The sequence below is a fragment of the Paenibacillus sp. FSL R7-0179 genome, assembly GCF_038002265.1.
Classification (GTDB): domain Bacteria; phylum Bacillota; class Bacilli; order Paenibacillales; family Paenibacillaceae; genus Paenibacillus_AQ.
This window is the reverse complement of sequence record NZ_JBBOCC010000002.1, coordinates 169,153-190,672: the sequence shown is the minus strand read 5'-3', so window position 1 is coordinate 190,672 and position 21,520 is coordinate 169,153. Positions and strand designations below refer to the sequence as shown.

The 21,520-nt window shown below is 54.1% G+C and carries 19 protein-coding genes; 2 read left to right on the top strand and 17 right to left on the bottom strand.

Annotated features, from left to right (window positions below; all coding sequences use genetic code 11):
• Positions 1-4: 4 nt before the first annotated feature.
• The 17 genes from MKX63_RS17620 to MKX63_RS17540 form a co-directional block, all read right to left on the bottom strand.
• Positions 5-1,105 (bottom strand): glycosyltransferase, encoded by a 1,101-nt coding sequence (locus MKX63_RS17620; protein WP_341018911.1) that lies wholly within the window; start codon positions 1,103-1,105, stop codon positions 5-7.
• A 101-nt stretch (positions 1,106-1,206) separates the two neighbouring features.
• Entirely contained in the window at positions 1,207-2,346 is a 1,140-nt protein-coding gene (locus MKX63_RS17615) for a glycosyltransferase family 4 protein (RefSeq protein WP_341018910.1), read from the bottom strand.
• Positions 2,343-3,533, bottom strand: coding sequence for a glycosyltransferase family 4 protein (locus MKX63_RS17610; RefSeq protein WP_341018908.1), 1,191 nt, complete (start codon positions 3,531-3,533; stop codon positions 2,343-2,345). Before MKX63_RS17610 ends, MKX63_RS17615 begins: the two co-directional genes overlap by 4 nt.
• A complete protein-coding gene (locus MKX63_RS17605; RefSeq protein ID WP_341018907.1) occupies positions 3,520-4,374 on the bottom strand; it encodes a glycosyltransferase family 2 protein in 855 nt (284 codons plus the stop codon). The genes MKX63_RS17610 and MKX63_RS17605 overlap by 14 nt, the downstream gene beginning before the upstream one ends.
• A gap of 329 nt (positions 4,375-4,703) precedes the next feature.
• Positions 4,704-6,083 (bottom strand): oligosaccharide flippase family protein, encoded by a 1,380-nt coding sequence (locus MKX63_RS17600; RefSeq protein WP_076157063.1) that lies wholly within the window; start codon positions 6,081-6,083, stop codon positions 4,704-4,706.
• Complete coding sequence (locus tag MKX63_RS17595) at positions 6,049-7,476, bottom strand: O-antigen ligase family protein (protein WP_341023081.1); 1,428 nt, start codon at positions 7,474-7,476, stop codon at positions 6,049-6,051. Before MKX63_RS17595 ends, MKX63_RS17600 begins: the two co-directional genes overlap by 35 nt.
• Positions 7,477-7,577: 101 nt before the next feature.
• A complete protein-coding gene (locus MKX63_RS17590) occupies positions 7,578-8,351 on the bottom strand; it encodes a WecB/TagA/CpsF family glycosyltransferase (RefSeq protein WP_341018906.1) in 774 nt (257 codons plus the stop codon).
• On the bottom strand, positions 8,348-9,694 hold the full coding sequence (locus MKX63_RS17585; RefSeq protein WP_341018904.1) for an O-antigen ligase family protein: 1,347 nt from the start codon (positions 9,692-9,694) through the stop codon (positions 8,348-8,350). The genes MKX63_RS17590 and MKX63_RS17585 overlap by 4 nt, the downstream gene beginning before the upstream one ends.
• Positions 9,695-9,708: 14 nt before the next feature.
• Complete coding sequence (locus MKX63_RS17580; protein ID WP_341018902.1) at positions 9,709-10,650, bottom strand: glycosyltransferase; 942 nt, start codon at positions 10,648-10,650, stop codon at positions 9,709-9,711.
• Between the two features lie 18 nt (positions 10,651-10,668).
• On the bottom strand, positions 10,669-11,361 hold the full coding sequence (locus MKX63_RS17575; protein ID WP_341018901.1) for a sugar transferase: 693 nt from the start codon (positions 11,359-11,361) through the stop codon (positions 10,669-10,671).
• A gap of 80 nt (positions 11,362-11,441) precedes the next feature.
• Positions 11,442-12,332 (bottom strand): UTP--glucose-1-phosphate uridylyltransferase GalU, encoded by an 891-nt coding sequence (gene galU / locus MKX63_RS17570; protein ID WP_341018900.1) that lies wholly within the window; start codon positions 12,330-12,332, stop codon positions 11,442-11,444.
• Positions 12,333-12,378: 46 nt separating this feature from the next.
• The gene (locus MKX63_RS17565; protein WP_341018899.1) at positions 12,379-13,020 is read right to left on the bottom strand and encodes a CpsD/CapB family tyrosine-protein kinase; all 642 of its coding nucleotides are present in this window, start codon (positions 13,018-13,020) and stop codon (positions 12,379-12,381) included.
• Positions 13,004-13,744: a YveK family protein gene (locus tag MKX63_RS17560; protein WP_341018898.1), complete on the bottom strand. Its 741-nt coding sequence runs from the start codon at positions 13,742-13,744 to the stop codon at positions 13,004-13,006. Before MKX63_RS17560 ends, MKX63_RS17565 begins: the two co-directional genes overlap by 17 nt.
• Before the next feature lie 649 nt (positions 13,745-14,393).
• Complete coding sequence (locus tag MKX63_RS17555) at positions 14,394-15,029, bottom strand: response regulator (RefSeq protein WP_036693598.1); 636 nt, start codon at positions 15,027-15,029, stop codon at positions 14,394-14,396.
• A 23-nt stretch (positions 15,030-15,052) separates the two neighbouring features.
• Positions 15,053-16,498 (bottom strand): sensor histidine kinase, encoded by a 1,446-nt coding sequence (locus MKX63_RS17550; protein ID WP_341018897.1) that lies wholly within the window; start codon positions 16,496-16,498, stop codon positions 15,053-15,055.
• Between the two features lie 511 nt (positions 16,499-17,009).
• Positions 17,010-17,189 (bottom strand): hypothetical protein, encoded by a 180-nt coding sequence (locus tag MKX63_RS17545; protein WP_341018895.1) that lies wholly within the window; start codon positions 17,187-17,189, stop codon positions 17,010-17,012.
• 151 nt (positions 17,190-17,340) lie between these two features.
• Complete coding sequence (locus MKX63_RS17540) at positions 17,341-18,195, bottom strand: helix-turn-helix transcriptional regulator (RefSeq protein WP_341018894.1); 855 nt, start codon at positions 18,193-18,195, stop codon at positions 17,341-17,343.
• Between the two features lie 84 nt (positions 18,196-18,279).
• Here MKX63_RS17540 and MKX63_RS17535 point away from each other — a divergent pair, with 84 nt between their 5' ends.
• Positions 18,280-20,211 (top strand): beta-N-acetylhexosaminidase, encoded by a 1,932-nt coding sequence (locus tag MKX63_RS17535; RefSeq protein WP_341018892.1) that lies wholly within the window; start codon positions 18,280-18,282, stop codon positions 20,209-20,211.
• A 363-nt stretch (positions 20,212-20,574) separates the two neighbouring features.
• Complete coding sequence (locus tag MKX63_RS17530) at positions 20,575-21,516, top strand: hypothetical protein (RefSeq protein WP_341018890.1); 942 nt, start codon at positions 20,575-20,577, stop codon at positions 21,514-21,516.
• Positions 21,517-21,520: the final 4 nt, after the last annotated feature.

Here is a 21,520-nt window from a genome sequence, read left to right as displayed (position 1 = left end):
ACTTTCATCCTCCTTTTAGGAAATTGACGTAGGCCTGTTCCACATACTGCTTGAACTGAACCATAAACGCCTGCTCATCGAATTTGCGTGCATGGCCCATAATCTGGTCGATATCCCACGCATAGGACTCCACCTCATCAATGGCCTTAAGCAAATCATCAACTTCCTGGTGCTGGAAAAACACGCCGTTAACGTATGGAATAATCGTGTCCAGCGCTCCTCCGGCCTGATAAGCAATGACCGGTCTTCCAGCAGCATTCGCCTCCAGCGGCGTGATGCCGAAATCCTCTTCCCCCGGGAAAATAAACGCCCGGCACTGGGACATCAGCCCTGTGACTTCCTCATCCTCCAGCCGGCCCAGAAACGATACATTCCCTTTGGCCATGCCTTCCAGACGCTTACGGTCCGGTCCGTCCCCGACAATATACAGCTTCAGACCGTTACGGTTGAACGCCTCCACCGCCAGATCGATCCGCTTGTAGGAGACCAGCCGCGAGACAATCAGATAATAATCTCCAATGCTTGGGGAGCTGGTGAAGCGGGCCGTATTGATCGGCGGGAAAATCACATCGGAATCCCGGTGGTAATAGTTCTGAATCCGCGTCTTCACGACGGAGGAGTTGGCGACGAACTGGTTCACATTTTTGGAGGTGCGCTGATCCCAGTTCTTGAGCCGCTGCATATACACCTTAAGCAGTCTTTTGAACAACCCGGAATTCGATTGCCGCTCCATGTACGTGTCATAGTCCCAGGCGAAGCGCATCGGCGTATGACAGTAGCACAGATGGAAGGTGGATTCGGGCACCTGGATGCTTTTCATAAATGCACTGCTGGAGCTAAGAACGATATCATACCCGCTGAAGTCCAAATCGCGGACTGCCATGGGGTAGAGCGGGAGCACCCCTTTGAAATTACGCTTCACTCCCGGAATCTTCTGCAGCCAGGAGGCCCGGATATCGGCATCTTTGAGGTTATCGGTCAGGCGGCTTCCGTTAAAAACCGTTGTGAAGATCGGAGCCTCCGGGTACATGTGATGAAACACCTCCACCACCCGTTCCGCCCCGCCCATCTGGATTAAATAATCGTGCGCTATCGCAATTTTCATGTGAATCATCCTCAAAGTTTTATGGAGCAGCATCATCAAGCAGTGAACGCATGGTTAGAGACAGATGTGATGCAAGCCTTAAGCATTATGGAGCGGGAAGGTCAGGTGACTGCCAGCAGACCTTTGTAGTAAGCGACGATGTCCTTGACCGTGTTCTCGATGACAAAATGCTCTTTCACCCGTCTCATTCCATTGTCTGCCATCCGTCTACGCTCTTCGGGATGGTTCAGCATCCAGGTGATGGAGTCTGCAAGTACAGAGGCATCTCCGGGCTGGATCAGCAGTCCTGTCTCACCAGGAACTACGATCTCTACCGGTCCGCCTTCATTAGAGGCAATCACCGGCAGTCCGGCCGCCATGCCTTCGACGATGACCTGGCCGAACGGCTCAGGAGTGATCGACGTATGGATCAGTAAATCCGCTTGGTTCATGAGTCCTTGTATATCATCCACATGACCCAGCAGGCTGACATTGGTGATGCCATCCCGCTGCATCTGCTGAATTAATTCCTGTTTGTATTCTTCCTCCCCGAACAGGGCGTCACCGGCCAGCCAGAATTTCACGCGGCTGTCCTGCTTGAAGGCCTTAGCCGCTTCCAGTACAATGTGCTGCCCCTTCCAGTGGGCCAGCCGCCCGACCAGCAAGACGTTGAAGTCCTTCCGCTCCCGCCGTCCGATCCCTTCGCCTATTGCCTTAGCAAAAGCCGAGTAGACGACCAGCGTCTTCTTCGAGCGCGGCAGCTCCAGGGCATTCAGCGTGGAGTGGGAATTGGCAATGACCCCGTTCGGCAGCAGGCGTGACAGCAGCCGGATCGCCTTGGCGACAACCGGCTTCAGATAAGGCGCCCCGATGTGATCCCGGATGTGCCAGATCAGCGGCACGCCCGCCTTTTTGGCGGCGACGGCTCCGTAAAAGGCTGATTTCAGGGAATTGGTATGCACACAATCCACCTTCTCCTCCTTCAGCAGCGGAGCCAGCTTGCGGCCATAGGCCAGCAGCTTCATCGCAGCCGCCGGAGCCCCGAGGTTCACGGCATTACGGCCGCGGCTGCGGATGCTCTCATCCAGCGGGATAATGCGGACATCGATGCCCTTCTCCCGCAGACGTTCCGCAAGCGTGCCTTCCTCCGCCAGGATCACCAGCGGCTCAATCTGCTCACCGATGTTGGTGAGGATGTTGAACAGGGCGACTTCGCCCCCGCTCCATTTGGCGGTGTGGTCGATATAAGCGACTTTGATCATCCTACGCTCACACCCTTTCCCAAGGTTTCGAGGAATAAAGATTCAATCTTGTCGCCCACATGCTGCCAGGTGTACTTCTCCAGCACATGATTCCGGCACTCGTCCCGGCCCGGCAGCAGCTTGCGGTTGCTCAGCATATGAATCATGCCCTCCGCCATGTCCTCGCTGGCTGCACTCTTGAACAGCAGCTCCGGCCGGAAGCCCTGGAGGATCTCCTTGTTGCCGCCGACCGGCGTAGCCATCACCGGCAGCCCCGAGGCCAAAGCCTCAACGGTAATCAGGCCGAAGCCTTCCAGCGCCTGGGAAGGAACAACGAACATATCCGCTGCCTGATAATAGGAGGCCAGCTCATGATCGGGAATGTAGCCGAGCAGGCGGACTTTGTTGCCCAATCCGTAATCGGCGATCCGCTCTTCCAGCTCCCCGCGGAGCGGGCCCTTGCCCCCGATCAGCAGAATCGCGTTCGGGAACCTCTCCGCCACCTGCTTCCAGGCTTCCAGCAGCTGCAGCAGCCCCATCCGGTTCATCAGCCGGCGGACCGTCAGGACGGTGGTCGCGCCTTCCGGCAGATTCAGGGTCCGGCGGATCGCCAGCCGGTTCGGAGCGGGGGTGAACCGCTCGACATTCGCCGCTCCCGGAATGACGGTAATCTTGTGCAGCGGTACACCGTGCAGTTCGTGCAGCATGTTACGGAAGTAATCGCTGAGGACGATGAATTTGTCCGCCAGCTTGTAAGCCTTATGCTCTATCGACTTGGCAATCGTTGTTTTGACCTTATGCTTGATGCCTTGACCTTCAATCTTCATCTCTTCGTTCCACGGGCCGTGGAAGGTCATGATGACCGGAATCCCCCGCTTCTTCGCTTCAATTGCAGGCCCGATGCCGTAAGGGGCGAAGTGGGTGTAGAGGATATCGATCCGCCCGCTGCCGTCCCCCATCAGGGAGGCCGCCTTGCGCTGGAAGGCATCCTTGCGCTTCCAGATGGTCTCCTTCGGATCACCTGCATTGTGGATGATCAGTTCCTTCGGCGTCTCCGGCGTTTCTTGGCTGCAAATCAGGGCATGCACCCGGTTCCGTGAGGAGAGCTGTTCACACACGGATTTGAAATAGGTGTTCAGTCCTCCGGGCTGTAATGAGGGCCAGCTGAGGCCGGTCGTCATAATGTTGAGTCCGTCATTGTACGACATAGCTTCTCTCCCCCTTGTTCTCCTTCTCGGCCTGACCCGCTTCGTTATGCCGGGCCAGCCTGCCTGCGCTGTGCAATTCGTAATGCTTGAAGCCGACCATGAATTCATACATCACCCAGAAGACGGATACCGCGAAGCCCGAGATGCCTTTCTTGAACAGGCCATGCAGGAAGTACTTCTGCAGGAACCGTGCGGGCGGACGCAGGAGCAGGTGGCTCAGCTTGAACGGCTTGCCGCTGGCGAACGCACTCTCTGCTTCCAGATCGGTGTATTTGTTGAACCGGGCGACATGGTCGTTGATGCTGCGGAAGCCTTGATGCCACAGCGTTCCGTTCAGCTTCACCGTCCGTTCCTCGGACACCTCGGGCATCTCATGCACCAGAGAGTTGCGGATACCGTATTCCTTGCGGTTATACAGCCGCACCAGGTATTCGCCTTTATCCAGCCATTTGCCGAGGAAGTCGCCAATCCGGTACAGCGAGAATGCCACCGTAGCATCGGTCAGTCCCGGCTTGCGCTCCAGGATATCCCGGGCCAGCTCCTCGCTGACCACTTCATCGGTATCAATCAGGAAGACCCAATCATGGATGGCACGTTCCACTCCGAATTCCCTTTGCTTCGCATATCCGGGCCAGGGGTTGACATACACCCGGCATCCCAGGCTCTCGGATAGCCCTACGGTCCCGTCTTTGCTTCCTCCGTCGATTACGACCACCTCATCGGCGAATAACCGGCAGGACTGAATCGCTTTGGATATCCGAACTTCATCGTCCTGGGCAATGATGACCGCCGAGACAGGGTAGCTGCCCCGGCCGCCAAGCACGCTTGTTACTGAATCCATGATAGGTATCCTCCTTATATGGTCTGGTGTGTGTCGTCGCTGCGGGGAATGTTTGGGCTTCTGGCCGCTGTTGTTCTCTGATTTCCTTGATTGGACCGCTGTTAGCGGGTGAAATCAGAGAACTGCTTATGCTTCCGATGCGAGCTTTTCTTCGAAAAGCTTTCAGGCGGACACTTCGTTCCTACAGCTCCAAACTTCCCCTCCGCTTCTCCAACACCATCCCATGGTTTTTTAAGCAGATAAGGGCTCGCCTCGTGTTCTCGGCTCGCTAAACCAGCTACAAGCCATTTGAGTCTTACTCTAAACGCTTGAATCGAACCCTTAACTGCCTACACATCCATAGGTTTCTTGCGAATATACGAATTCATCGTCGTCTTCATCCACTGAAGGTCCTGGGCGTTAATGAGCAGCCGCGGAAGCTTAACCTTCAGGTTGTACCTGATATTGAGAATAATGAACAGGAACCGCAGCACGGCTGATGAGAGCATCGCCACCCCGGCTCCGAACAATCCGAACTTCGGCACCAGCAGGAAGAGCAGCGGAATCACCAGGATCAGGCCGACCCCCTGCAGGATGGATACGAACTTCGGCTTGCCCAGCGCCATGAACACCTGAGCCAGAATCAGCGTCCCGCCGCTGATGGTCACTTCCAGCAGCAGCAGGCGGAACACGGTAAGCGCGGTATTGAAATCCTTGCCGTAGAGCAGCGGGATGACAAAGGGCGCTACCAGCATCAGGAACACTGCTCCAAGCAGAGTACAGGTAGTACTGATCCGGAAAGCCTTGAAGGTAAGGGCAACTGCTTCATCCTTCGACATCTCGGAGGCCTTCGGGAACAGCACCACCGTGATCGAATTCGCGAAGAAATTCACCATACGCGACAGGCTTACCGCTACCGCATAGAGCCCCAGATCTGCCGGTCTCAGTAATCCGGCAATGATGATCTGGTCTATGTATACCGAGAATTGTCCGAGCAGATCGTTTCCGTAGGAGCCCAGACCATAGGTGAACAATCTTTTAAAATTAAGATAGGAATCCCGGAGCTTGACCTTGTAGGTCCGCAACAGCAGGATGGTCATCCAGATGAACAACGGAACCGACGGAACCAGATAAGCCAGTGCAGTTGTATAAGGATTCATATAACCGGTCAGGATCAGAATCCCGATGGCTCCCAGTGTCAGCAGCGGCACCAGGTACCGCATCCAGTTGAAGGTCTTGTAATCCCCTCTGAACTGGAAGGCCGCGTTGTTGATCTGCGACACCACAATCAGCGGGCAGAGAATCATCGACCACTGGGCGAAGACCACTACCTCATGACTGAACGACCCCAGCCAATAAGGCAGCACCAGTATTCCGACTGTCATCGCAATGGTTCCGAACGTCAGTCCGATCAGCAGGGCGATCCGGTACAGTACCCCGGCTTCCTGCGGATTCTTCTTGGCGTTGTAGATCAGCGCCGAGGGAATGCCGAAGCTCATGCTGAAGGCCAGGAACTGCGACCAGTTCACCATCGCTGTCTGCTCCCCCCGGCCTGACGGGCCGAGATAACGGGCGGTCAGTACGCCGGTCAGCATATTGACCAGCAGGATCAGCACGCTGACGAACATCGTTTTGACAGCAGCCGAGCTATTGTCCTTACTCTTCGTGAACCTCCGGAAGGTGGACCATACCCGGTTAGCGGGTAGTGATTTGGCGCTTGACTGCTGCATGCGGTAGTCCCTTCTTTCTGCTTTGAGTGAGCTCCTTGGCGCTGAGACCAAGTCCGATCAGCATCCAGATCAGATACCCTTTAAGACCGGGAAAGCCGTTATCCGATATCAGGCTGGCTACAGCTCCCATCCACGCCGCCAGCGCCAGTCTGGCGTAAGGCTGAAGTTCATTCCTGCGGGTGACTCTGGCGCCGATCTCCTTGATGACCGCACCGAGTGCCCCGAAGAAGAACAATGCGCCCAGTACACCGAAGGTCAGCAGCAGCGCGATGAAGCCGTTATCCATATTGCCGTATTCCCCCAGCTCTCCGCCGTTGCCAAGCTTGGTGCCCTGGCCTACACTGCCTATCCCCTGCCCTACCGGATTGCCTGCCACCATCGGCAGCATGTTGGTCCAGAGGCTGAGGCGTTCATTGTAGGAATGATCCTCCTGCACCGAGGTGAGGGTCTCCATCCGGGCCACCAGCCCCTCTGCTCCAGGGAGCTTCGGCACGATCCAGAACAGCGCGGCTGCCACGAAGGCAAGCTGGAGCAGTGTCTTCCATTTACCCTTGGAGGGAGAGGAAGCGATGTAGACCAGCAGCATCACCAGCAGGACCAGCCAGGCGGACCGGACGAGCGTAGTCAGCAGGCAGACTACTACGAGCAGAACACCGAGCCAACGCAGGGTACCCTGCCATCTTTTCTCCAGAATCATCGGCACCAGAGCGAAGACTAAGAAGGTTGCAGCCGGACCCGGAGAGTTCAGGGTCGAGAAGACCCGGATCTCCAGCGGATAGGGAGTCCCGATGGACATCATATCGGCATTCCGCATCCAGAAGGCGTCCCAGGGAGGAACAGTCAGATACTGCACGATCCCGTAGACCGCAACCAGCACGGCAATGTTGGCAAAAGAGTACAGCAGCCGGTCGATATCCTTCGGCTTAAACGGCGTGACCGCGAAGAAGGGAATCAGCAGCAGCGGTACGATGTAATTCGCCAGATCGTATACCGAGCCGATGCCGTTCTTCGCCAGACCGATCAATGTGCCGTAGGCCAGTGCGACGGAGAACAACAGCATGATCCGGGTGGAGGACTTGCGGATCCGGTGAATTTCCCGCAGCACCGGAATGGCTAAGGTCGCTCCGGTCAGCAGCGGGGCCAGACTAAGCAGGGAAACGGAGTGATACACGCCTTCGTACCAGTCTGCAATCCGCCGCAGCTCCGGGGCAACCGCCCAGATCAGCAGCGTGTACGGAATGAGCATCCGCGGATTCAGTAGGGCGAGCAGCAAGGCCGGAAAGAGGATGCCTGCCAGAATGATGCCCTGCAGGCTATTCGACGCGCTCAGATTCGCACTGGCAAAGCCGATCGCCAGCGGCAGGGCCAGTGCCGCAGCACAGATCAAGGTCATCAGTACAGCCGACTTCACGGCTTGTGCCGATGGAAGATTCAGATTATTCTCATCTCTGCTTAGCATCTTCATTCCCTGCCTCCCGTCTTTCGCCGCGTTCTTCAATCTGTACTGCTGTTCTTCACCTTGCCCCGTTTGCGCAGCTCTTTGAGCAGGAGCACCAGGAACTGGGCATCGTCGACAAGGTATCTTTTCCATAACCGGCCCGGCTCCTGACTAAGTCTCCAGAGCCACTCCATGCCGGTTCTCTGCATGAAATCCGGTGCCCGCTTCACTGAGCCGGACAGGAAGTCGAAGGTTGCACCCACCCCGATGGAGACCGGCGCCTGGTAGGAGGTATAGTGACGGTAGATCCACTTCTCCTGCTTCGGTGCGCCTACCCCTACGAACACGATATCGGGCTGGCTCTCGGTCAGCATCTGGATAATATGCCGGTTCTCTTCTTCGTTGTGCTCGAAGCCGTAGGAAGGCGAGTAACAGCCCACTACGTTAATGCCCGGGAAGGCGGCCTTCAGATTCTTCGTAGCCTGCTCCGCCACTCCCTCGGCGGCACCGAGGAAGAATAACCGGTATTGCCTTTGCTCGAACGCATTGCCCAGGCGGCTGAACAGGTCCGCGCCGGACACCTTTTGCTTCAGCGGTTTGCCGAGCATTTTGGAAGCCCAGATGATCGGCATCCCGTCCGCGACTACGGCACCTGCTTCAGAGTACACTTCCCGGAACTCTTTGTCCTTGCGCAGCTTGATCACATGATCGACATTGCAGGTCAGGATGTAGGACTGGTTCCGCTCCTGAATGGTTCTGTCGATATAATCCAGCAGGTCCATGAAGTCATAGTTATCGAAATTGACATCGAACATGTTCACTTGGTTCATCGTATCACTTCTTTTTGTGGGGAATCGGCCAGCTGTGAAGATCGGTACAGGCAGTTCAGGTACCAACAGAACGGAATGATGAATTGGACCGTCGACAGCGTGTTATCCGTGAAAGAATAGATCAGAAATGCTGCAATAAAGAGCAGGAAATAAGGTTTGACCGCCGGCAAAAGAACTCTGTATACCATAATAAACACAGCGAGCAAGGACAGCAGCAGCAGGATGGCACCAACATATCCCCCATCGTAATAAAAGCGGATATATTCGTTATGCGGAACCACGAACCCTCCGTAGAGCGTTCCGTCATTCGCCACCGTTACGGCTCCAAGCCCCCGTCCCGCAAGCGGCGAATCTGCCGCCTTGTTCAGGAAGTACTCCCAGGCCTCCGCCCGCCCCGACAGGTCAATTCCCGTCTCGGTCGTCCGTTCGAAGGAGCGCTTCTTGAGGTTGTCGAGCTGCATATATACCGCCGCGGTGATGACCAGCAGCGAGCACAGCAGCGGGATCAGATACTTCTTCTTCCCCTTCAGAAAAGCGCGGGAGATATCATAGAAGTAATAGAGCACCATCAGCACCAGGGCGAGAATCGGACCGCGCGTGCCTGTGATCACCAGAATGAAGAAATTCAGCCCCAGCATGATGTAATTGAACCGGATATACTGCGGACTGCGCTTGATCTCGATGAACGCGATTGCTACTCCCATGAAGGCCAGCATCGCCAGGTGAGGCGGAATATTGGCCCCCTGCACCCGAACCGCACCTGTGAACTCCACGGCTACCAGTGAATGTATATTCGCAGCCTGCAGCACCACGCCTATCAGCATGCTGACCAGCGGCAGCAGGGTAATGATCCGGATCTGCTTCCCGGCAACCTCCTTCTTCCAGTTGATCAGCAGAAGCACGAAGGGCAGAGACAGTCCGATGAAGGCTTTGACCGCAATCGATGTGCTCATCTCCGGCAGCCAGATGGAGAAGCTGAAGGTGAGCAGAATCAGGGCCAGCATCGCCCATAAGGGAGAGCTAAGCTTGAACCTGAGGCCATTGACCAGGATACACGGCACCAGCAGCATCAGAATAACCAGCTTATAGAGCGACAGGATCTCAATACCGAACATACTCCCGCTGTACAAGAAGTTAATCGAGACCGCCGTGGTCAGCAGAACGAAATAGCTGATCAGCTCGGGGCGTGACAGGGAGGCAACCAGCAGCAGAATGAAGAATACGGCTGCTACTGCGATGACCGGCTGGAAGATGACGGCTGTTCCGAGGAACAGTGCAGTTACGAGATAGAGCATTCCGTATGGCAGACTATTGATTTTGGTGCCCCACTCAAAATTGGTCATCGCGCGTCCTCCCCTCACCCCGCTGCGGATTCCCTCTTCCGGTTAAGAATCATATGGAGAGTTCCGCGAATACTCTCCAGCCGGCATTTATTCAGCAGCTTCCTTCCCTTACTGCGGGATAGAATGGAATCTGCCAGGATGTAGATCACTTTGGCGCCTGTCTTGCCCAGGAGCAGCAGATGCCCTTTCATTCCTTCACTCTTCATAGCGTTCGATATCCCTTGGCTGTAATACCGCTTCATGATCCAGTCCTCCGTCAGCCGGTTCGCCGGAACGAAATGATCCACGGCCATCTCAGGATGATAGAGAATCGAATGCCCTTCCTCCTGCAGCTGGCTGAACAGCCAGGTCTCTTCACCCGATAGTAGCGAATCGCCCTTGCGGCCCAGCTCCAGAGGGAACAGGCTGATATCGAACACCGGCTTGCGCATCGCCATATTGGCACCGCAAGGGTGAAGCCGCTTCGGATACTCCTTGATCCGGTTCCCCAGATCGACAATCGTATACGGAAGCTCGAACGGCTTGATCAGCCAATCCGGACGCTTGCTCTCGAAGATCGGAGCAATCTTGCCGCCCATCGCCATCACCTCCGGCTTATCCGCGAAGGTGTTCACAATGGTTGTAATCCAGGTCCGGCAAGGGATCGCATCATCGTCCAGGAAGGCGATGAGCTGCGATTTGGAAGCCAGAATTCCTGTGTTCCGGGCTGCAGACAGCCCTTGAACCGGCTCCAGCAGATAACGGATATCCATATCGGCACCATAGGTCTCGATGAACCCCTTAATGGCGGCCGCCGTATCATCCGTGGACTGGTTATCCACGACGATGATTTCGGCCTGGTGCAAATTCTCCAGCGGCAGCAGCGAATGAAGAGTCTTGACCAGCAGCGCCGACCGGTTATAGGTGCATATGATAATGGAAATCTCAGGTACAGCTCCGTGTACGAACATCGGCATCACCTAATTTCCATATTTTTAATAAGCATTCTTGGAACCGAGCAGCATCAGGCCTGTCTTGACGATAATCTTCAGATCGAGCATCGTGCTGCGCATGTGGATATACGTGAGATCCAGCTGAACCATCTCGTCGAAGCCGACGCTGTTTCTGGCATTCACCTGCCAGTAGCCGGTGCAGCCGGGGGTTACCATCAGCCGCTGCTTGTCGTATTCCGTATACTGCTCCACCTCTTCAACGAGCGGAGGACGGGGACCCACCAGACTCATATGCCCCATCAGCACGTTCCAGAGCTGCGGCAGTTCATCAATACTGGTCTTGCGCAGGAATCTTCCAATCCGGGTAATGCGGGGATCATTCTTGATCTTGAACATCGCGCCGCTTACTTCGTTATAGGCCATGAGACTCTCCTTCAGCTCCTCGGCATTAGAGACCATGGATCTGAACTTGTACATGGGGAACAGCTTCTCGTCCTTGCCGACCCGATTTTGGCGGAAGAACACCTTGCCCTTCGGATCTTCCAGCTTAATCAGGACAGCCACCACTGCGAAGAGCGGAAGCAGGAACAGCAGCCCCAGGGCAGAGAACAAGATGTCGATGATCCGCTTCATGACCAGATAGGATTCCATTCCCTTGCTTTCTTCACCCGAATGCAGCATGTAAAGTTTCGGCAGGACGGCCTCATAGTCTTCCGGCAGTTTTTGCATGCTCATCTCTCCTCATTTCTCGTAAAGGTTTATGCAGTCTTACTTCTTGACTCCGGCTTGTATCGCTCACTCTCGGGGAACTGTCTTTAGCTGCTGATCGTGGTCTGTCCCGCTTTATTCAGCCATTCCGCCATAGCATCCATGACCTGATAACGCAGATCTTCGCTCTCTAAGGCAAATTCCAGTGTGGTCAAAATATAACCGAGCCGCTCGCCGACATCATATCTCGTACCGTCAAAGTTATACGCGTAGACACGTTCGCTCTGGTTCAGCTTCTGAATGGCATCCGTCAGCTGAATCTCGCCGCCTGCACCCTTCTCCTGAAGATCAAGATACTTGAAGATCTTAGGGGTAAATACATAACGGCCCATGATCGCCAGATTGGAAGGTGCCGTGCCAAGTGCCGGCTTCTCCACGAAGTTGTTCACCCGGTAGAGCTTCCCGTCCTGCAGATCCGGCTCAATAATCCCGTAGCGGTTCGTGAATTCATCCGGGATGACCTGTACCCCGATCACCGAGTTCTGAGTCTCCTCATACTGGTCGATCAGCTGCTTCAGGCAAGGGACCTGTCCGGTTACAATATCATCGCCGAGCATAACGCCGAACGGCTCATCGCCGATGAACCGTCTGGCACACCATACAGCGTGGCCGAGACCCTTGGGCTCCTTTTGCCGGATGTAGTGAATTTCCACCTTGGAGGACCGCTGCACCTCTTTGAGCAGTTCCAGCTTACCGTCCTCCAGCAGCCGGGATTCAAGCTCAAAGGCGTTGTCGAAATGATCCTCGATCGCCCGCTTTCCCTTACCGGTTACAATGATGATGTCTTCAATCCCGGAGGCAATGGCCTCCTCCACTATATACTGGATCGTCGGTTTGTTGATAATAGGCAGCATTTCCTTGGGCATTGCCTTGGTTGCCGGAAGGAAACGTGTGCCTAACCCGGCCGCCGGGATAATTACCTTTTTTACCTTTTTCATCACACATACCTCCCAATAGTTTCGTTCACATTGCTGCTGTCGTGTTCTACTTGGTCTGGTTCATTGCTATTCCGAGAATCCTTACACCTGTCTGTTCCATGAGACCCTTCAGCTTGCGGAGAGCTTCACGCTTCGTCCGGCCGTGTCTGGCGACAATAACCACTCCATCCGAGAGCGGGGCCAGAATCCGTGCATCGCTGTAATCGACCGCCTGCGGGGAATCCAGCAGAATGAGATCGAAGCTGGCCTTCAGCTCCCTAAGTAGCCCGGTCATTCTCTCGCTGCCGAGCAGATCCGGCGGACTGACCGTACTCACTCCGGCAGGGATGACTGCCAGATTCGCCAAGCTGCCGTATACCAGAACGTCCTTGGCTTCCTCGTAGCCGCTTAAGTAAGCTGCCAGCCCCTGGCTGCCTTCCACATCGAAGACGCTATGCAGGCCGGGCTTCCGCAGGTTACAATCCACCACCGCCACTTTCTTGCCGTCCTGTACGAAGGATACGGCCAGATTGGAGAGAATGGTGGTCTTGCCTTCGCCGCCCTCTGCTGAAGTGAAGAGCAGCACCTGACCGCCTGGTCCCTTCAGCAAGCCGAGCTGGCGGATATACGTGCGCAGCGAGCGGAAGGATTCGGACACATGCGATGACGGGTTCATATCCGCGATTAGACTTCTATTCAGCCGTAACATATTTGCCCTCCCCTACTCTTGCCTTATCTTTATCCGTGGTGCCGAAATCGCGTTTGCGGATGGCCGGAATACTGGCAATGACCGGAAGGCCAAGCTCGAATTCCGCTTCCTTCTCGTTTCTCAGCGTACCGTTCAGCGTCTCCATCAGCAGGATAATCCCGACCGCTGCCATCAGTGACACCACGAAGCTAATCAGAATATTCATGGTCACCCCGCCGTTGACCGGCAGAGGCTGGGCTGCAGGATCAGCCGGAGTCAGGAAAGTTACATTATCCAGGTTCATCAGTGCCGGCAGGCTGCGGATGAAGGTCTGCGAAACCGCGTTTACAATCGTAGCTGCGGTGCCGTAATCCTTATCCTCCACGGTCAGATTAATCACCTGGCTTTTCTCCGAGGATTTGATCTGCAGCTTGGCAGCCAGCTGGCCCGCCGTCAGACCGAACTCGGGATGCTCCGCGATCACACTCTTCATAATGGTTGGCGACTTCATGATTTCCTTATAGCTCTCGATGAGGTTAAGACTGAAGTTCAGTGCGTTGAGATTATTGCTCTCGGGGACATTCACAACGTTGTTGACCAGTAGCTGTCCAGAGGCGGAGTAGACGGGCGCAACGAAGTTTTTACTGACGTAGAAGGTGGTGGCGCAGGAGATAAGTACAAATACCATGATTAACCATAATTTTTTCTTTATCAGGTTAATGTAATCCAAAATCGTCTTTTCCACAGTAACCCTCCTTCCGCTTGTGTTCGTTTTGAAAGCAATCATGAAAGTTTCAGATGTCTTGCTTTTATTCTAACAATGCGCAGGATTTATCACATGCCCCCTAGCATCACTTTACACTTCACTTTCGAGTGACTGCGTTTGGTCCGCCAGAGGGGGTGGATGGTATACTTTAGTACCATATCCATGGAAAATGCTAACACCTCCGGTGAGCCTTGCCTCCTTCAGGTGTTTACTTGGCCAAACACAATAATCACCCAGCCGGGTGAGGGATGCGGGTACGCCTTATCAGCCCTGCTTGCGAGCATAATGTATGCTGTTTTTCGCATACATTCGGGCCGTGGGCCCGCTTGCGAGCAATGTATGCTGTTTTCCGCATACATTCGGGCCGTGGGCCCGCTTGCGAGCATAATGTATGCTGTTTTCCGCATACATTCGGGCCGTGGGCCCGCTTGCGAGCATATTGTATGCTGTTTTCCGCATACATTCGGGCCGTGAGCCCGCTTGCGAGCATAATGTATGCTGTTTTTCGCATACATTCGGGCCGTGGACCTCACAGCCATCCATTGTGTTCGGTTTGATTTCCCGGAACGCAAAAAAACACGGACAACGTGGTCCGTGCTCCGTCCCCGATCATTCACAGGGATGATTATTAATCGTATGACATCTCATATTTGGTAAGTCCGACCGCATTGGCATATAAGGCCGCCTGCGTCCGGTCCGCCACCTGCAGCTTCGCCAGAATCTGGCTGACATGCTTCTTGACGGTGAATTCGCTGATGAACAGGCGTGAAGCAATCTCGCGGTTGCAGGCCCCCTGTCCCAGCTCGATCAGAACTTCCTTCTCTTTGGGTGTAAGCTCATCCGTCGGACTGCTGCCGCTCATGCGCATCTTATCTTCCATCAGGCCAGGATCGTAATACTTCCTGCCCTTGTGGACCAGTTGAATTGCAAACAGCAATTCCTCAGGCAGAGCTTCCTTCAGTACGTAACCGTCTACCAGCACTTCCTCCGCCTTCAGGAAATCTTCCCGGCTGGCTGAGGACGTAAGCAGGATGAACTTGCATGAGAATCCCCGCACGCGTGCTTCCTTGATAATATCCAGGCCCGATTCATCGGCAAGCTTCAGATCAATCAGCACAAGATCAGGCTGTATCTCCTCAATGACGAGAAGAGCTTCTTGGCCATTCGTTGCTTCGCCGGCAAACTGCAGATTGGACTGCATCGATATCACAGATGCCAATCCTCTTCTCACCAAAGGGTGATCATCAACAATGACGATTTTCACTTGAACGACCTCCTGCCTAAAGTTTATGCATTTTTCAGTTCAGCCACACCGACAGGTATAGAGATTAAAATTCTGGTTCCAGCGTTCTCGCTGCTGGTTAACTGGAAATCGCCTCCAAGGGACTGTGCCAGATATTGCATATTCTTCATTCCCAGTCCGCCTGAGTGATCCTCGGATTCAGCCCAGATCAGATCGGCATCGAAACCGACGCCATCGTCGACAATCGATAGTCTAATCCATTTCGGCTTAAGTGACAGTTCTACATCCACCCGGCTGGCAGCACCATGTCGTATGGCGTTGCCGGTAGCTTCGGAGATAATCCGGAAGAGTGCCTTGTGGTAAGGATAAGGGAGACTGAAATCATCCCCCGTTATTTTCAGTTCAATCTCAACATCGTTAAGCCGGGAGAGGCTCTTCAGATGCGAGCGCACCATCCCAAGCCAGCTTGGGCCGCCGCTCTTCTTGGAGCTGAGGCTGTAGATGGTAATCCGCAGCTCCTTGGCCACCTTGGTGGCTGAATCATGGATAAGCTCAATCTGCTCCTCCAGCTCCCGCTCAGACATTTTCCGCCAGGTCTGCTTCAGGGAATGGGTCGCATAGACGATGCCGAAAAGACTCTGGGACACACTGTCATGCATCTCATCGGCGATCCGGTTCTGCTCGTTCGTGATGATCAGCCGGTTCTCGATCACGCCCAGTTCATGGCGCTCAAGAATAATTGCACTCAGCTCCGACAGGAACATCAGCTGCTGGATGTACCACCGGCGGCCCTCCAGCCCTTCCGAGGCTTCCAGCTTCACGCCAATCATCCCGACGAACCGGGTGCTCATTCTTACCGGCATCAGCAGGAAGTCGCCGATTCCCGGCATACTTTTGAATACCGGTTCACGCTGCAGCCTCCATTCATGCTCATGCTTCTCCAGTTCCATGAACAGAAAGCGCTCCTCCTCATGCTGCCATCCTGTCTGACGGCTCTGCGGAGCAGGCTCCCCGCTTTTTTTGGCGAACCAGAACAGGGCCTTCTCCAGCTTGGTAAGCTTGACCACATAATCGGTAATGACTTGGCCAATATTCATGAAGTCATGCTGGCTCGATGTTTCCACGATGTGATAAAGCGATTTGATATGCTCCATGGTATCGTTGGTCCGCGCGTTCGCTTCCTCCCGCTGCCGCTTTATCCCCTTAACCATCTGCATAACTATAACCGCGAGAGCCAGGGCTAGAAACAGGTTACCATTGGCAAGCATAATTTCTGGAATCGTAGGACCGGGAGAACCGGAATCCATATAGCCCGATGCTGCCACAATGGCAATATAGCCCACAATCAGGCTCCAGGCAAAATAAAAAGATAACGCACCCGCCGCAAACAGCACAGGATTCAGTACATATAGCTTAAAAGGACTATCGTATCCTCCAGTAAATAACATCAACACCGCAATGAGTGCCGTCTCCAGGCTGATCAAGAGCATGAGCGGACGGGCTTTTGCATGGAACCTCCGGTAATAGTACGGGAATAGTTGGGCAAATAAGAATAGCACGATGATTAGTAGGGATTTGTATATTACGGAAGGTCCCGCAGGAACCATGAGGTACATAAACGATGTGAGGGACAAAGAAAAGATTCTAAAAAAGGCGATAGTGCGATCTTCTGCTGTTAATTTAATGTTCATCCCACCACCCTATTCTCCAGTTTGTGGAAAATTCGAGTTTGTTCTAAGCTATGTTTAAAAGCATCATACATGAGAAAAATCACAATAACAAGTTTCGTTTTCTAATGATAGCGTTTACTTTGAAAATAAAATGGGTATAATTCTTCTTTTTTCATGAAAAATTAACCAGCTCTATCCAGCTTATCAAATGATAGCGCATGCAATATTATCCAGTTCGGCTCCAGGCATGACAAAGAGCCTGCCCCTTCAGGGACAGGCTCTTCCAAAGACAGGATGTCTCCAGTTATCCGGTGAGTTCACCCGGCACAGTCTATTCAGTCGCCGCCGGAACAGCCTGCTCCAGCTTGGCCTTATTGCATATACAAATTTGATAGCGCTGTTCGCCAACGATATGATACCCGGTGGACAGAATACGCAAGGTATGACTTGGTCCTACCACTTTATGGAGACTGCGGCAACTGATGCAGTAATACTCTCTCAATAGTCTCATCTCCGGCTAGTCTAGAAGTACTATTCTAGAACTGCTAATATTATCTAGAGCATAGCACTGTTTTTTTCTGTGTGTCAACAATAATCTGCAAAATACGACATTATACCAAGCTCATTTAGAGGTAAAAAGTAGAAATTTGTCGTTTATTCAATCATATATGATTCCGGCAGGTCTGCGGAGAGAGGCCCATATATTTTTTGAATAGCCTTGAAAAATAAAAACTATCCCTATAATGAAGCATTCCCGCTATCTCCTGCACCTGCAGCGAGGTATTAAGCAGCAAATGCTTGGCCTCGGCCATCTTCAGCCGGTGGATATATTCATGCAGTGGATACCCGCTGCTCCGCCGCACGGTGCGCCGGAGTGTAGACATGGAGAGGTGCAGGCGCTCAGCCATCTTCGGCAGATCGGGCTTCTCATAGATACAGGCATTCAGCGCCTCCCGGATCAGCGGCATGGCTTCCTGCTGCCACGGGCGGCGGCTGCCCTGGAGCTGCAGTGAGCATTCCAACAGCATCTCCTCCAGCAGCAGTGCAGCCCGGTCCGCATCACCGGGAACATCCCCCGCCATGTACGACAGAACCTTTTCAAAAGATGCTTCCAGCCCTTCCGCCTTATCTCCCCGGGTTACCTCTCCACCCGCAATCATACCGGCTTCGAGCCATTCGGTGACACGGCTTCCGCTGAAATTAATATAGTATTCATCCCAATACCCGCCTGGCGGCGGTCCGAAGCTGTAGTGATAACCAGGTCTGAAAAAAAACAGGCTTCCCTCATGGACCTGCTGCTCTGCTCCTCCGTTCTCTGTATAAGTTCCGCCTCCTGCGACTATATATACAAGGGCCCAGTGTTCAAAGGTGACCCCCGAACGAAACAGCGTTCTTCCCGGCAGATGGCCGGCTTGCCCGACACGAATCGACTTCAGGCGCAGCCTGGCGGCCTCCACCTTCGGATCAATAATTCTTACTGGATACGGGCTGATCATATAATCCATGAGCTTGGGCATACACTGCATTCCTCCATGTGTTCAGGAGTGATATGTTGATAATGAAGATGATCATATTCTACATGAATAAGAGGTGTCCACGCTATGTCTGATGTTGTTCACTTACAGCTTTTCCCCCGCCCGCAAAAGGTCACGGTATCCGCAGGACAGTTCCACCTTCCTTCCCGGGGCAGCATTGTGCTGGCCAGTGAGGACCAGTTGTCCGCCCTTCCCGCAGCACGCAGGCTTCAACAGACCGCATCCGGGGCGGTCCGTCTCAATCTGCCTCTGTCCATAGGGCAGCGGTCTTCCACAGTTCCTGCATGTACTTTCCGCTATAACGCACTGCTTGCAGAAGGTGCCTATGAGCTGCACATTAACGAAGAAGGCCTAACTGCCGCTTACGGTTCCCCGCAAGGTGCTTATTATGCAGCCGCAACGCTGAAGCAGCTCCTGCAGCAGTGCGGCCGGACACTTCCTTATCTGCATATCTGCGATCAGCCGGATTTCGCGGCCAGAGGACTGATGCTTGATATCAGCCGCAACAAAATCCCCACGCTGGATACCCTGTACCGGATCATTGATCTCATGGCGGATCTCAAGCTGAATCAGCTGCAGCTATATATAGAAGGAGCTCCATTCGCTTACGAGTCTTTCCCGCAGGTATGGGAGCTGGAAACTCCGCTCACGGGCGATGAAATTCTGCGCTTAGATGCCTACTGCCGCGAGCGGTATATTGAGCTGGTGCCTAATCAAAATAGCTTCGGCCATATGGAGGGCTGGCTGACCCGGCCGGAGTTCAACCACCTGGCAGAGATCCCCGCAGGCTTCATGCTCCCGGATCAGATGTACGATAGCGATTTATACCCGGAAGGATTATTCATGCATCCCGGCACCTTCCATACGGAGGACCCCGAGGTACTGCAGCTTCTGGGCACGATGTACGATGACCTCCTTCCCTACTTCAGCTCAGAGATGTTCAATGTCGGCTGCGATGAGACCTATGAACTGGGACTTGGCGCAAGTCAGGCGCTGGCGGAGTCTTCCGGCAAGGGCGAGCTATACCTCTCCTTCCTGCAAAAGATTCACGGGCTGGTCAAGCAGCGCGGCAAAACCATGCAATTCTGGGGCGATATCATCATCCAGCATCCTGAGCTGATCCCCCGGCTGCCGAAGGATATCATCGCCATGGAGTGGGGGTACAGCGCGGCCCATCCGTTTGAAGCGGATACCCGCAAATTCAAGGAAGCAGGCATCCCTTTCTATGTCTGTCCGGGGACCAGCTCCTGGAATTCGCTCACCGGGCGAACGGACAACATGCTCGCCAATCTGCGCAGTGCTGCGGTACATGGCAAGAGAAACGGCGCTATCGGCTACCTGATTACCGACTGGGGCGATTTCGGCCACTGGCAGCATCTGCCGGTCAGCTATGCCGGATTCGCCTACGGGGCAGCACTGGCCTGGAATGTAGAGGGGAATCTGGAGGCGGATGTGGCGCATTATCTGAACACGACAGTCTTCCAAGACCGCTCTGGAACCATCGGGCAACTGCTGCTTGATCTGGGCAACTACTATAAGCTGGAGTCGGGCACGGTCCGCCCGAATGATACAGAGATGTCCATGCTGCTGCGAAGCCATCTGGAGCATGTACAGCTGGCTGTTAAGCTCCCTGCAGAGCAGCTTGACCAGCTGGAGCAATACATCCTCAGCCTCGAAGCCAGGCTTGAGCAGCCGGTTATGGATTGCAGCGACGCCGGATTGGTCATAGAAGAGCTTCAGAGCGGCATCCGCTTCGTGAAGCATGCCGTGCAGCTTACCCGGCTCAAGCACCAGCTTGCGTCAGCCGAGCCGAAGCCCCAGGCAGCGCAGGTTCAGGCGCAGATCCATGACCTGGATCTGCTGCTGCACCAGTACCGCCAGCTATGGAGCCGGCGCAACCGGCCGGGCGGCCTGGAGCGCAGTGTCTCGAAGCTGGTCCGCCTGCGCGGGGAATACGCCGAGCTTGCCGCCAAGCTGGACGCAGAGGCAGTTCTGTAGATTACATTACGGAAGAACAATAGAACATACAGAAGAAACCTCTCCTTTGAAATGGTTGTGCAGGTACTCCATTTCACCAAGGGGTGGTTTCTTTTTTGGATTTAGAAAGATTTTGAAGAATCTTTTTCCGCTTATACAGTGGAGTGAACGGAATGACCCGCGTAAAAGCGGCAGCACCAGCAAATGTATGCTGTTTTTCGCATACATTCGGGCCTCACGCCTCCGCGCCAGCAAATGTATGCTGTTTTTTACAGCAACAAACTTTAGATTGAATTAGGAGCAGGGCAGGATTATAATAAGATCAAATAACCACTTTTTACCTAATATTTAAAATAAAATACATAATTGACAGGAGATAAGTCTATGGATTGGCTTCATGCTTATGAGGACGAGCTCCGTGTGGTTTTTGAGGAGAACCGCAGGGTGATCTCTGCGTTTCCAGAGCCGCTTAACGCCCGCGGCCTGTCATATCTCGATCAGTTCAACGTGTTCAACCCGGACAGCCATAAGAATTACATCTGTTACCTGCTCCCCTTCTGGCTCCAGGACCCTTGTGGCCTGAGTCCTGAACTGGTCCGCAGGATGTCCGCAGGCAACGTCTTCCTCATGCTCTATTTCTTCCTCCAGGATGACCTGATGGACAGTCCGGAGGCCTCGGCAATGCAAGCGCTACCACTTGCCAATCTGCTCTATGTAGAGTTTCTGGCAACCTACCTTCCGCTGTTCCCGGCAGACTCCCCTTTTTGGCCCTGCTTCAGCCGTTACATCAGTGAGTGGGCGGACAGCGTGAGCGGTGAAGCCGGCAGCGATTACTTCCTGAATGACCGCATCCGTATCTCCCATAAGGCCAGCCCGCTCAAGCTCAGCAGCACGGCCGCGCTGCTGCTCTCCGGCCAGTCCTCCTCCATTCCTGAGGCCGAAGAGATGATTCACACGTTGCTGCTGACCCTGCAAATGCTTGACGACTACGAAGATTGGGAGCAGGATCTGAAGGACAGCAGCTATAACTGCCTGTTGTCACTGGTACGCTCCAGTACCGGGATTGCAGCCGGAGAGCCACTCGCTGAATCAACAGTGAAGGACTTCATCTATGTAGCAGGCGGACTCACAGGATATGCAGCAACGGCCCAAGCTAACCATCTGATGCTGGAGGAGGCCAGCTTACAGCTGCCCTTGCTGGTATCCTTCCATCTCGTGCTCGTGCAGAACCTGCACCAGATCGCCACGGCCATTGAAGAGCAGAAGCAAATACTGCTGGGCGGGGGGCTTGATTACTGGCTGTCTACGCACTTGAATCTCTCATAATTTA